Origin of the sequence: Agrobacterium sp. RAC06, assembly GCF_001713475.1 — a bacterium.
In the GTDB taxonomy this organism is placed as follows: Bacteria; Pseudomonadota; Alphaproteobacteria; order Rhizobiales; family Rhizobiaceae; genus Allorhizobium.
The window spans coordinates 4180191-4192126 of sequence record NZ_CP016499.1 but is presented as its reverse complement, the minus strand read 5'-3'; the positions used below and the strand labels follow the sequence as shown (position 1 = coordinate 4192126).

12 protein-coding genes are annotated in these 11936 nt (G+C 63.2%); 3 read left to right on the top strand and 9 right to left on the bottom strand.

Features of this window, described 5'->3' with window-relative positions; genetic code table 11:
• Positions 1-70: 70 nt before the first annotated feature.
• Positions 71-292, bottom strand: a complete 222-nt coding sequence (gene rpmE / locus BSY240_RS19860; protein ID WP_054148258.1) for a 50S ribosomal protein L31 — start codon at positions 290-292, stop codon at positions 71-73.
• 188 nt (positions 293-480) lie between these two features.
• On the opposite strand from rpmE, the gene BSY240_RS19855 reads away from it, so the two are divergent.
• Positions 481-2283: an ABC transporter transmembrane domain-containing protein gene (locus tag BSY240_RS19855; protein WP_054148257.1), complete on the top strand. Its 1803-nt coding sequence runs from the start codon at positions 481-483 to the stop codon at positions 2281-2283.
• A gap of 12 nt (positions 2284-2295) precedes the next feature.
• On the opposite strand, the gene BSY240_RS19850 is transcribed toward BSY240_RS19855, so the two are convergent.
• From BSY240_RS19850 to BSY240_RS19820, 7 genes are all read right to left on the bottom strand, one after another.
• A complete protein-coding gene (locus tag BSY240_RS19850; RefSeq protein ID WP_069043464.1) occupies positions 2296-3942 on the bottom strand; it encodes an FAD-binding dehydrogenase in 1647 nt (548 codons plus the stop codon).
• A gap of 88 nt (positions 3943-4030) precedes the next feature.
• Complete coding sequence (locus tag BSY240_RS19845) at positions 4031-5062, bottom strand: peptidoglycan -binding protein (RefSeq protein WP_054148255.1); 1032 nt, start codon at positions 5060-5062, stop codon at positions 4031-4033.
• Entirely contained in the window at positions 5063-6094 is a 1032-nt protein-coding gene (locus BSY240_RS19840; protein WP_054148254.1) for a flagellar motor protein MotA, read from the bottom strand. It abuts the gene before it with no gap.
• Between the two features lie 100 nt (positions 6095-6194).
• The gene (locus BSY240_RS19835; protein ID WP_054148253.1) at positions 6195-6995 is read right to left on the bottom strand and encodes an inositol monophosphatase family protein; all 801 of its coding nucleotides are present in this window, start codon (positions 6993-6995) and stop codon (positions 6195-6197) included.
• A gap of 139 nt (positions 6996-7134) precedes the next feature.
• Entirely contained in the window at positions 7135-8400 is a 1266-nt protein-coding gene (locus BSY240_RS19830) for an MgtC/SapB family protein (RefSeq protein WP_069043463.1), read from the bottom strand.
• Positions 8401-8512: 112 nt separating this feature from the next.
• Complete coding sequence (locus BSY240_RS19825; protein WP_069043462.1) at positions 8513-9703, bottom strand: tetratricopeptide repeat protein; 1191 nt, start codon at positions 9701-9703, stop codon at positions 8513-8515.
• 8 nt (positions 9704-9711) lie between these two features.
• Positions 9712-10359 (bottom strand): thiamine phosphate synthase, encoded by a 648-nt coding sequence (locus BSY240_RS19820; RefSeq protein WP_054148250.1) that lies wholly within the window; start codon positions 10357-10359, stop codon positions 9712-9714.
• A 104-nt stretch (positions 10360-10463) separates the two neighbouring features.
• Between BSY240_RS19820 and BSY240_RS19815 the strand changes: the two genes are divergently transcribed.
• Together BSY240_RS19815 and BSY240_RS19810 are read left to right on the top strand one after the other, a co-directional pair.
• Complete coding sequence (locus BSY240_RS19815) at positions 10464-11240, top strand: sulfite exporter TauE/SafE family protein (protein WP_069043461.1); 777 nt, start codon at positions 10464-10466, stop codon at positions 11238-11240.
• 84 nt (positions 11241-11324) lie between these two features.
• On the top strand, positions 11325-11585 hold the full coding sequence (locus BSY240_RS19810) for an ArsR/SmtB family transcription factor (protein WP_040300270.1): 261 nt from the start codon (positions 11325-11327) through the stop codon (positions 11583-11585).
• 144 nt (positions 11586-11729) lie between these two features.
• Here BSY240_RS19810 and BSY240_RS19805 read toward each other — a convergent pair whose 3' ends face one another.
• On the bottom strand, positions 11730-11906 hold the full coding sequence (locus BSY240_RS19805) for a YdcH family protein (RefSeq protein ID WP_069043460.1): 177 nt from the start codon (positions 11904-11906) through the stop codon (positions 11730-11732).
• Positions 11907-11936 lie beyond the last annotated feature (30 nt).

Below are 11936 nucleotides of genomic sequence, written 5' to 3'. Positions count from 1 at the left end.
CAGCACTCAGCACAAATACAAAAAGCCCGGCACGACGGCCGGGCTTTCTGTATGATATCGTGCCAAACGATCAGAGGCCGAGGCCGCCGAAGCGCTTGTTGAACTTGGAAACGCGACCACCGCGGTCCAGCAGCTGCTGGTTGCCACCGGTCCAGGCCGGGTGCGAGCTCGGATCGATTTCGAGGTTCATGACGGCGCCTTCCGAACCCCAGGTCGAACGGGTCTCGTATTCGGTGCCGTCGGTCATGACGACCTTGATGACGTGGTAGTCGGGATGGATGTCAGCCTTCATCGCTCTATTCCTGCTGTGCCGTGGGGTCCATATGCCGCAATTGCCTCGGCAGGACCTATTCAATAGATGAAGCCACAGTCCGTCTGGTCTACGGCTTCCCAATTCGATGCCGTGCCTATACATGAAGGACGCAGGGATAACAAGTGCCATGGCGCGAAAGCAGATTGGTACTGAAGGAGCATGACAGAGTGACCTTGGAAGCCGACACAACAGACAAGAAACGACGCTCTCTGAAGCCTCTGACCAGCCTCTTTCCCTATCTCAAGCGCTACCGGGGTCTGGTTGCCGGCGCGCTGATCTTTCTTTGCCTCGCAGCCGCGACGACGCTGGCGCTGCCGATCGCCATCCGGCGCATGCTGGACCACGGTTTCCAGGCCGCTGACAGCGAATTCATCAACGCATACTTCGCCATGATGATCGTCATGGCGCTCGTCCTCGCCGTCGCCAGCGCCCTTCGTTATTACTACGTCATCACCATCGGCGAGCGCGTGGTGGCGGATCTGCGCCGCGACGTCTTCGCTCATGTCACTAAGCTGTCGCCCTCTTTCTTCGACATCAACCAGTCCGGCGAGATCGTCTCGCGCCTCACCGCCGACACGACTCAGTTGAAGTCGGCCGTCGGGGCCACTGCCTCGCTGGCGCTCCGCAACACCATTCTCTGTCTCGGCGCCGTCGTCATGATGATCGCGACCAGCCCGAAGCTCTCGATCATGGTGCTTGCGGCGATTCCCGTCATCGTCTTCCCGCTGGTTGGTTTCGGGCGCTCCGTCCGTCAGCGCTCGCGCGCCGCCCAGGACACGCTTGCCGAAGCCTCGTCCTATGCCGGCGAAGTCATCAGTGCCGCCCGCACGCTGCAGGCCTTCAACGCCGAGGAAGCTGCGCGCACGCGATACTCTTCCTCCGTCGAAAGTGCCTATGAAGCGGCACGCTCCGCGATCCGTTCCCGCTCGCTCCTGACCGGCGTTGCGATCGCCCTCGTCTTCGGCAGTGTCGTCGGCGTCCTCTGGTACGGCGCGCAAAGCGTGCTCGCGGGGACCATGAGCGGCGGCACGCTCGGCCAGTTCCTCCTCTATTCGCTGATTGCAGCAGGCTCGCTCGGCACGCTTTCGGAAGTCTGGGGTGAGCTTTCTCAAGCCGCCGGTGCCGCCGAACGTCTGCATGAACTGCTTGCAGAACACCCGGCGATTGCAGCACCTGCCGTGCCGAAGGCGCTCCCCGAACCCGCCCAGGGCAGTGTCAGCTTCGAGGACGTGCACTTCAGCTACCCCTCGGCAAGAACCAAGTCTGCGCTGAATGGTCTCTCCTTCTCCGTCAGCCACGGCGAGACGGTCGCGATCGTCGGCCCCTCCGGCGCCGGCAAGAGCACGATCTTCTCTCTCATTCTGCGCTTCTACGATCCGGTATCCGGCACCATCCGGCTGGACGGCATCGACATCCGCGAAGCCGATCCAGAGGCCGTACGCGCCCGGATCGCCATCGTCCCGCAGGACACCACGATCTTCGCATCGTCGATCCACGATAACATCGCCTTCGGCACGCCCAACGCCTGTCGCGGCATGGTCGAAGTTGCGGCCGAAGCGGCTCAGGCGAGTGAGTTCATCGGTCGCCTCGAGAACGGCTTCGATACGATCGTCGGCGAACGGGGCGTGACCTTGTCGGGCGGTCAGCGCCAGCGCATCGCGATTGCTCGTGCCCTGCTGCGCGACGCCCCTCTCCTGCTGCTCGATGAAGCGACGTCGGCCCTTGATGCCGAAAGCGAGACGCTCGTGCAGAAGGCACTCGACGGCCTGATGCGCGACCGCACCACCATCGTCATCGCTCACCGGCTCGCAACGGTCCTGAAGGCCGACCGCATTCTCGTGCTCGACGATGGACGCATCGTCGAGGAAGGTACCCATCAGAGCCTCATCCAGCAGGGCGGCCTTTACGCCAAGCTCGCGCGTCTGCAGTTCGAGACGGGCGGCCGCGACTTCACCGCAGCCGCGCAGTAAGGCCGGCCGGCTTTACCGCCCGACGCTTCTTCCTGCCACGCGGCCGGAGAACAGGCAGCCGCCGAGGAAGGTCCCCTCGAGCGCATTGTAGCCATGCATGCCGCCTCCGCCGAAACCGGACACTTCGCCGGCGGCGTAGAGCCCCGGCACCGGCTTGTTCTCACGGTTCAGGACGCGCCCCTCAAGATCCGTATGCAAGCCGCCCAGCGTCTTGCGGGTCAAGATGTGCAGCCTGACGCCGATCAGCGGCCCGGCGGCCGGATCGAGCAGGCGATGAGGCTTGGCCGTCCGCATCAGCTTGTCGCCGAGATAATTGCGGGCGCCACGGATCGCAGTCACCTGCGCGTCCTTGGAAAAGCTGTTTTCCATCTCCCGGTCGCGCGCTTCGATCTGCGCGCGCAGATGGTGGACGCCGAGCCGGTATTCGCCGGAAAGCTCGTTCATCCCGGCGACGAGATCTTCGAGATTGTCGCGCACGACAAAATCCTCACCCTTGTCCATGAAAGCCTGAACCGGGCCCGGCGGGTTCTTGCCGAGACGCTTCAACAGCAGCGGCAAGTTCTTGTCCGTCAGGTCGGGGTTCTGCTCCGAACCGGACAGTGCGAATTCCTTCTTGATGATCGCCTTGGTCAGGATGAACCAGGAATACTCGTGCCCGCGCGCTCGGATTGCCTTGAGAGTACCGAGCGTATCGAAGCCGGGCATGGCCGGCGCCGGGAAGCGATTGCCGTCGACATCGCACCAGAAGGAGGACGGCCCCGGAAGGATGCGGATACCGTGGTTCGGCCAGATCGGATCCCAGTTCTTCAGGCCTTCCGTATAGTGCCACATCCGGTCGCCATTGATGATCTCGCCACCGACGGCCTGAGTGATAGACAGCATGCGCCCGTCGACATGGACAGGCACGCCCGCGACCATGTGTTTCGGCGGCGGCCCCAGGCGCTCGACCGGCCAGCTCTTGCGGACGAGATCGTGATTGCCGCCGATGCCGCCCGAGGCCACGATGACGGCCCCGGCCTTGACTTCGAAATCGCCGACGACGTTGCGGGAACTCGATCCGCCGCGCGGCGTCGCATCACCGGCCAGAAGAACGCCGGTGGCACCGGTCACCGCGCCGTTGGTCACGGTCAGACGGTCGACCTGGTGGCGGAACAGGAAGGTAAGTTTGCCCTCATCCGATGCACCCTTGGCGCGGCGCACAAAGGGCGCGAGCACGCCGGGGCCCGTACCCCAGGTGACGTGGAAACGCGGCACGGAATTGCCATGCCCGTCGGCATGACCGCCACCGCGCTCGGCCCAGCCCACCACCGGGAACCAGCTGACACCCTGGCTCTTCAGCCAGCTGCGCTTTTCGCCGGCGGCAAATTGCAGATAGGCCTCAGCCCACTGGCGAGGCCAGAAATCTTCCGTGCGGTCGAAGGCGGCGGATCCGAACCAGTCCTGCCGTGCGAGTTCCAGACTGTCGCGAATGCGCATCCGCCGCTGTTCGGGACTGTCGACGAAGAACAGGCCGCCCAAGGACCAGAAAGCCTGCCCTCCGAGGTTCTGCTCTCCTTCCTGATCGATCAGCGCGACCTTCAGACCGCGATCGACAGCCTCGGTTGCAGCAACGAGACCGGCCAACCCTCCCCCGATGACGAGTACATCGAATTCTCGCATGCCTTCCTCCCGACAAGCCTTTTCTTACCTTTACGCGCACGTAAGCAAGGCCGCAAGTTGTCTGGCACACAAACAATTGCGAACGAAATCAGCGCTCGGTCAGCTTGAGTTCGATGCGACGGTTCTGTGCCAGGGTGTCCGGCGTGTCGCCTTCCGCGATCGGCTGGAACTCGCCGAAGCCGGCAGCGACCAGGCGGTTGGCGGGAACGCCTCTGGAGATCAGGTATTTCACCACCGATGTCGCGCGCGCGGACGAGAGCTCCCAGTTGTCGCGATACCGGCCGGTGCCGGTGAGCGGCGATGCGTCGGTATGCCCGTCGACCCGGAGCACCCAGTTGATTTCTTCAGGAATCTCCTGGGCAAGTTCGAGAATGGCCGCAGCGAGCTTGTCCATTTCCCCCTGCCCGGCCGCATCGAGATCGGCGCCGCCGACGGGGAAGAGCACTTCCGACTGGAAGACGAAGCGGTCGCCGACGATCCGGATGTTATCGCGATCGGAGAGAATTTCGCGCAGCCGTCCGAAGAAGTCCGAGCGATACCGGTTGAGTTCCTGAACACGCTGGGCAAGCGCCACATTGAGGCGGCGGCCAAGATCCGCGATCCGCGCCTGGGAGGCCTGATCCTTGGCTTCGGAGGCCTGGAGCGCCCCTTCGATGGCGGCGATCTGTGCACGAAGCGCGCCGATCTGCTGGTTCAAGAGCTCGATCTGGCTCATTGCCCGCGCGCTTACCTGCCTTTCGGCATCGAGTTCATCGGTCAGCCGGCCAACCTTCTGGTTGGCGACGTCTGCCGAGCCCGCACCGCTATCGAGCAACTGCTGCAGCCGGCTGCGCTCGCTTTCGGACGAGGAGAGAGAGGATTGCAGTGAAGCCAGTGTATCCTGGAGATCCTGATTGCCGCTCTTTTCCAGTGCCAGCAACTGGGTGAGTTCGGCGATCTGGCTGTTCAACCGGTTCAGCACTTCGTCCTTTCCCGAGATCTCACGTCCCAGGATGAACTGCGCGACGACAAAGACGGTGAGCAGGAACATGATGGCGAGCAAGAGCGTCGACAGGGCATCGACAAAGCCCGGCCAATAATCGACCCCGCGCTCGCGGCGGCGGTTGCGCCCGAGCGCCATTTACTTCGCCCCGCCGATCTTGTCGTTCAACCGGTCCAGCGTCTTGCGCATGGCGCGCGCATCTTCCTGCTGGGCCTCGATCCAGTCGCGCAGCATCTGCTGCTCGTTGCGCATGTTCTTGACCAGCCCCTGGATGCCCTCGGCGAGGCCGGCAATCGCGGCAACCGAGCGATCATTGCCCTCGCGACTGGCGAGTTTCTGGATCTCCTCGACCAGCAGGCGGATATCGTCACTCGCAACACCGCCGTTGGATTCCGAAGCCACGGGGCGCTCCGAGTCGAGATCGGTGACGGAGGAAAGCCAGTTTTCGAGTTCGATGTAGAAGCGGTTCTGCGCACGGCCGGCCTGCAGATCGAGGAAGCCGAGGATCAGAGAGCCTGAAAGACCGAGCAGCGACGAGGAAAAGGCCGTGCCCATGCCGGAAAGCGGCGCCGTCAGGCCCGTCTTCAGCGATTGCAGAATGTCATTGCTGTCTCCCGACGCAGGATCGAGCGAACCGATGACCTCGTTGATCGAGCCGATCGTGCCGAGCAGTCCCCAGAACGTTCCCAGAAGTCCGAGAAAGACAAGCAGACCGATCAAATATCGAGTGGTGTCGCGCGACTCGTCGAGCCGCGTGCCGATCGAATCGAGAATGGAGCGCAGGGCGGCCGTCGAAATCGCCATCGAGCGGCGGCCACCGATCAGCGCCCGCATGGGGGCGAGCAGTTTCGGATCACGGCCCACCAGCATGGCATTGTCGCCGGCAGCGCGGAAGGAATTGAACCAGCGGACTTCAGGTCGAAGCGCCAGCACCTGGGCAAAGACGAGGATGATGCCGACGACGAGAACGCCGAGGATCAGGCCGTTCAGGCCGGGATTGGTGATGAAGGCAGCATGCGCCTGTCGGTAGAGGATTGCCGCGATGAAACACACGATGATCAGGAAGATCACCATCGTCGTGAAGAAGGGCATCGGGCTGGAGAGCTTCTGGCCGTATGCTCCCGGACGGGTCTCGCCCACCTCGAGATCCTCCAACTTCACTTTCGCCATGGTACGCTCAACCTCCGGGGAATCTTGGACCCGGAGGCTAGTGCAAAATTGAGACGAATTGAAGCCGCGGACTTTGGGAAAATTTTCCCTAAGGCCGAAATCAGGCCTGCGGCACCGGACGGTTCACGACCTCTTCGAGAGCCTTGCGGATATATTCGTTGCCGGCAAGCACCGTGCCGTTCTCGAACATGTCCTGGCCGCCCTTCATGTCGGAGACGAAGCCACCGGCCTCCTTGATCAAGAGAATGCCGGCTGCGATGTCCCAGGCATTGAGCTGCGCTTCCCAGAAGCCGTCGAGACGACCGGCCGCGACATAGGCGAGGTCGAGGGCAGCAGCACCCATGCGCCGGACGCCGGAGACTTCGCCCATGACATGGCGCAGTTCGACGAGGAACTTGCCGTGCTGGCCACGTCCCAGATGCGGCACGCCGCAGCCGACGACGCAATCGGACAACACCTTGCGTGCGCCGACACGGATGCGACGGTCGTTGAGGAAGGCGCCGCCACCCTTTTCCGTCGTGTAGAGTTCATCGGTCGCCGGATTGAAAATGACGCCCGCGACGATCTCGCCATTGCGCTCAAGCGCGATCGACACGGCGAACTGCGGAATGCCGTGCAGGAAGTTGGTGGTGCCGTCGAGCGGGTCGACGATCCAGCGATGCGCGCCGTCGGTGCCCTTGATCTCTTCGCCTTCCTCGCCGAGGAAGCCATAGGTCGGGCGGGACTTGAGCAGCTCTTCACGCACGATCTTCTCGGCGCGGAAATCGGCCTGCGAGACGAAGTCGCCGGGGCCCTTCACAGAGACCTGCAGGTTCTGCACTTCGCCGAAATCGCGCGACAGCGACTTGCCGGCCTTGAGGGCAGACTGGACCATGACATTGAGAAGGGCGGAGCGGGCCATAGATCGAATTCCTTGAAACTGGGAGACGCCGGGAGGCGGCGACGGGCGAGCGCGCGTCGGCGGCGGTGTTTGGCCGGTTCAAGACCACAAATGCCGCCGGAATTCAAGGGGCTTGGCCCTTTCGGCCCATGCATGCGGCTCAGATGTGCCCTGCAGCGAAGGTGACGATCAGGCCGCCGGCGACAGCAACCACCGAGGCGGCTGCAAGCCGCAGCGAAAAACCACGGCTACCCGCGACCGCCCCATAGACCACTTTAGCCGCCATGTTGGCGTTCACGGCGATCCCGACAGCAATGAGCGCCACGTCGATGGGAAGCGCAGGCAGCATCCCCGCAACGGTGACCGTTGCCGCATCGACATCGGCAAGAGCCGTCAGAGCCGAGACCACGTAAAGGCCGCCGTCACCGAAGATCTGGCTTGCCGCACGCGCGATGAAGGCGATGACGGTGATCAGAACAGCCATCTTGATGACCTGCGACAGCTCGAACGGATTACCGGGCAGGTCTGCCTCTGACGCCGTGTCGCCGCGAGCGATCGCCGTCATGGCACCCGCAAGCATTACGCCACCGGCAACGAGCAGGCCGGGCAACAGGCGCCAGCCGAGCGCCGGAGCCAGTGCGAGGAGGAGAAGCGCCGTGCGGAAAAGCGAGATGCTCCCTGCCGCGATCGCACCGGCCGCAGGACCGGCGGCTGCCGTCGTGTTCTGGCTCTGGCGCGCCATGGCGAGCGTCGTTGCCGTCGAAGAGACGAGCCCACCCACGGCACCGGCGACAAGATCACCGCGCCCGCCACCGATCAGCCGGACCGCGACATAGCCGACATAGGAAATGGAGGCGAGCGTGATCACCAGGATGACAAGGCTGCGAGGCGACACCCCGCCGAACGGACCATAGGGATCGGCCGGAATAAGCGGCAAGAGCACCAAGCCCATGGCGAGCAGCACGACCGCCGAGCGCAGTTCGATCCAGGTCAGCCGCCGGATCGCGGCATGCAGGAATTCGCGGCTGGCAAGGATCGTGACCGTGGCAGCGCCCGCCGCAGAGGCAACCGACATATCTCCCGCAACCGCAAGCGCACCGAGGCCAAACGTGGTGATGCCAGCAATGACGGTCGTCGCGCTGAACGAGCCTTCGGCCCGCGCCTCCATCAGGCCAAAGCGCAGGAGAACCACGGAGATGACGATCAGAAAGCTCGCAATGATCAGCCCGGACAGTCCGGACGGCGCCATGCCTTGATCCAGGAGGCCGCTGATCCCACCGGTCATTCCGATCAGCGTGAAGGTCCGGATCCCGGCGATGCGTGCACCCTCGGGTTCGTCACGCTCCCGCCAATGCCGCTCGACGCCGACAGCGGCGCCGATGGCGATAGCAAGCCCGAGACGTTGAAAGACATCGATCAGATCCATGCCGCCGCCCTCCCCTTGATACCAAATCTCGATAAGCCACCTTCAGTCGGCTTCCAGACCCTGTGGGTTCCCATCATCGAGACTTGGTATACAGCCGCAGAACGCGGTTGCGTCAGATCCGACGGAAGCGGTTGGCGAGATCGATCGCCTGCTTCTGCTGTTCCTCGTTGAGCCCCAGATAGAAGTCCTCAAGCGCCGGATCCTTGAGACCCGCACGACGCGACAGCACATACCACTTGGCGGCTTCGACCGGATTGGGCCCGGTACCGAGTGCATTGATATAGAGATGGGCGATCCGGTTCTGGGCAACCACATTGCCACGTGCAGCCGCAATGCTCAGCCAGCGATAACCGGCCTCGTAATCGCGGGGGCCGTTGTAGCCGTTGACCAGCCAGAGCCCCATGTCGAGCTGGGCCGTGTCGAAACCGGCACGAGCCGCCCGCATCATCCATTCACGAGCGCGCGCCTTCTTTTCCGGCGGCACGTCCTTCAATGCGGAATAGACCTGCGCCAGCGCATATTGCGCGTCGGCAATTCCCTGTTCGGCGGCCTTTTCGTAATAGGGCATGGCGGCGGTCAGGCCGCGCACGCCGGGCGTCCCCGAGACCAGGATCTGCGCCCAGTTGAACTGCGCCGAGGCATTGCCGGCATCGGCCGCGCGCCGCATGAACTCGTCGGCCTTGGCTCGATCCTGCGGGACCTCCCGGCCCTCCATCAGGAGAAGCGCATATTTGAACATGGCGGAAGGATCGCCGCCCTGGGCAGCCTGGCCATACCAGAAGGCAGCCCCCTTCAGATCGCGCTTGACGCCGAGCCCGCGCGACATGATTTCCGCAAGCAGTGTCTGGGCAGCCGGATCGCCGAGCTGGGCGCGCGGCAGCGCCTTGTCGACGGCCGTCAGGAACAGCCCGCGCTGGAATGCGCCATAGGCCTCGTCGGGCTTTCCATCATAGGGTTTTTCCGGCGGCACTTCCGGCAGTGGCGCGCCCATGCGCAGGTAGATGTTGATGCCCTGCAGTTCCTCCGACTTGTCGTCGGCTGTCGGCTTCGCGCCCTTGGTTACCGGAGGCAGGGAATCCCTGTCGCCGCGGTCGAGCGTGTTGGCATCACCCGTGCTGCTGCTGGGCCGTGCCCCGCGTTCGATCTCGCCTGCGTTATCGGGATCGGCCGGCAGGATGGCCGGTGCGTCGCCGATCTCGAGACCATCCTCGCTCTCCTGTCCCAGCACCGGGCTGGCCAAGGCAAGGCATGCCCCGGCGAGCGCGGCGAGAATCAGGCGATGATGGGACGAGATTGAACGCATGAGGCGGTTCAATCCTCAAACCGTGGCGCTTTTTCGTCAAGCTCGGCATTCACACGGGTCACAATCGCGGCAGCTTGTGCAGGGTCGGCGAAGACGGCCTTGCCGAGCGCCACGAATTCGACGCCGCTCTCGGCAACGACGACCGCCGAGGCTGGATCCGAGCCGCCCATGACGATGGCCGGGATCTCGATCATCGACGACCACCATTCGCCGAGCGCGACATTTTTCGAATGCGCCTCCGGCTTGATGTCCCCGTCGATCTTGCCGAAGAAGATATAGTCGGGCTGAACCTCACCCATTTCCAGCGCGTGGTGCCGGTCCATCGCATTGCCACCACCGACGATCAGCTTCGGCGCATGCTTCTCGACGGCCTCTGCCAGTGCTTCGGCATTGCCGGTGACATGCAATCCATCGGCCTTCACCCGACCGGCGACGCGGCTGTTGTCGACGACGAGCGCAGCGGCACCCGCCTCCTGGATGACCGGAACGAGCATTTCGGCATGCTTTTGGAAGACGGTGTCGTCGAGCCCGTACTGCGGGATGACGACCGATGCGACGTCGCCGCCGCGCAGCGCATTGCGGAGCACCTCGGCGCGTTCGGCGGGATCCGCCATATCGGGAACGATGAGGACCAGGCGGCAGCGATTTTCGATCATGCGCGGTGTTTCCGTGTGCGGGACAGGTCCGTTTCTCAGGATTTCGTCCTCGTTTTCTCTAGACAAATCCGATAGACCGCTCTTCCGAAAGGATCAACCGCGCAATGCTGACAGACCCGAACTTCTATGCCGTCGCCATTCCCGCTGTTGCTCTTGTCGGCCTGTCGAAAGGTGGTCTCGGTGGCGCTTTCGCGCTGATCGGCGTGCCCCTCCTCGCCTTTGCCGTACCGCCGATGCAGGCCGCGGCGATCTTTCTGCCGATCCTTCTCGTCATGGATGCCGTCGCACTCTGGGCCTGGCGTCACCACAACAACCGAGCGACCCTCATTGCCATGCTGCCGGGTGCGGTGATCGGCATCGGGCTCGGCTGGGCAAACTCCACCTATGTCTCGGCCGATGCGATGCGCCTGGTTCTCGGCGGCATTTCGATTGTCTTTTCGCTCAAGTATTTTCTGGAAAGCTGGGCGGCCTACAAAGGCCAGGAAACGGTACCCGTCGGACAACGCCCGATCGCCGGCAGCTTCTGGGGCTCCCTGTCAGGTTATGCGAGCTTCGTTGCCCATGCCGGCGGCCCGCCCTTCCAGATCTATGTCCTGCCGCTGAAGCTCGATCCGCTGACCTATACCGGAACCTCGACGCGCTTCTTCGCCATCCTCAATGCGATCAAGGTCATCCCCTATTTTGCGCTCGGAGAGCTGGATGCGACCAATCTCAGCCTGTCGGCGGCCCTGTTGCCCATCGCGCTGGTGTCGACGCTCGCAGGCGCACGCCTCGTGCATTACCTGAAACCGGCGATTTTTTATCCCTTGATGTACGGCATGGTCCTGATCGCCGGCAGCAAGCTGACCTGGGACGGCACCCGGGGGCTTTTCGGCATCTGACGCGCGATTTCGTGTTCGGCCGCAGCTTGCTGCAGCGCACATCGGCGCTTGCCGCGGAGGGGCCTTTGACATAACCTTTCTCGCATGACGAACGCAGACCCGTTCATGGCGATCGCAGACCCGAACCGGCGGCATATCCTCGAGGATCTGCGTCGGGGGGAAAAGACCGTGAACGAACTTGCCGCGCAGCTGCCGATCAGCCGCCCTGCGGTCTCGCAACATCTGAAAGCATTGCTCGACAGCGGCCTTGTCGATGTCCGCTCCGAAGGCACGCGTCGGATCTATGTGATCAATCGACCCGGCTTCGACCGCATGAACATGTGGCTCGACCAGTTCTGGTCCTGAAACTCAGAAAACACTCGGCAAGGCAAAACAAAAGCCCCGAAGTCATGTGAACTCCGGGGCTGAAGGTAGTGTCTTGGCTGCTTGATGAATACATCGGGATCGGTCTTTGGGTCCGCCAGATCCCGGCGCAGCCGGAAGGGTGGATCAGTGGCGTGTGGAGGCCCTCAGGCGTTCCATTTCATCCTTGAGACGCAGTTTCAGGCGCTTCAATTCGGCAATGTGCCGGTCATCGATGGAGGGGGATGCAAGCGCGTCATGGAGTTTTTCCTCGAGGGCTCCATGCTTCTTCTGCAGCGATTCAAGATGAGCCTGTATGGTCATTTGATGCGTCCTTCCTTATCGCCTACCTCC

What these genes read in the sequence shown, in the direction of transcription:
- BSY240_RS19810 (WP_040300270.1), top strand. Translation starts at nt 11,325, where the DNA reads ATGACGAACGCAGACCCGTTCATGGCGATCGCAGACCCGAACCGGCGG.
- BSY240_RS19845 (WP_054148255.1), bottom strand. Translation starts at nt 5,062, where the DNA reads ATGGCGCTCGGGCGCAACCGCCGCCGCGAGCGCGGGGTCGATTATTGG.
- BSY240_RS19820 (WP_054148250.1), bottom strand. Translation starts at nt 10,359, where the DNA reads ATGATCGAAAATCGCTGCCGCCTGGTCCTCATCGTTCCCGATATGGCG.
- BSY240_RS19835 (WP_054148253.1), bottom strand. Translation starts at nt 6,995, where the DNA reads ATGGCCCGCTCCGCCCTTCTCAATGTCATGGTCCAGTCTGCCCTCAAG.
- BSY240_RS19850 (WP_069043464.1), bottom strand. Translation starts at nt 3,942, where the DNA reads ATGCGAGAATTCGATGTACTCGTCATCGGGGGAGGGTTGGCCGGTCTC.
- BSY240_RS19840 (WP_054148254.1), bottom strand. Translation starts at nt 6,094, where the DNA reads ATGGCGAAAGTGAAGTTGGAGGATCTCGAGGTGGGCGAGACCCGTCCG.
- rpmE (WP_054148258.1), bottom strand. Translation starts at nt 292, where the DNA reads ATGAAGGCTGACATCCATCCCGACTACCACGTCATCAAGGTCGTCATG.
- BSY240_RS19830 (WP_069043463.1), bottom strand. Translation starts at nt 8,400, where the DNA reads ATGGATCTGATCGATGTCTTTCAACGTCTCGGGCTTGCTATCGCCATC.
- BSY240_RS19825 (WP_069043462.1), bottom strand. Translation starts at nt 9,703, where the DNA reads ATGCGTTCAATCTCGTCCCATCATCGCCTGATTCTCGCCGCGCTCGCC.
- BSY240_RS19805 (WP_069043460.1), bottom strand. Translation starts at nt 11,906, where the DNA reads ATGACCATACAGGCTCATCTTGAATCGCTGCAGAAGAAGCATGGAGCC.
- BSY240_RS19815 (WP_069043461.1), top strand. Translation starts at nt 10,464, where the DNA reads ATGCTGACAGACCCGAACTTCTATGCCGTCGCCATTCCCGCTGTTGCT.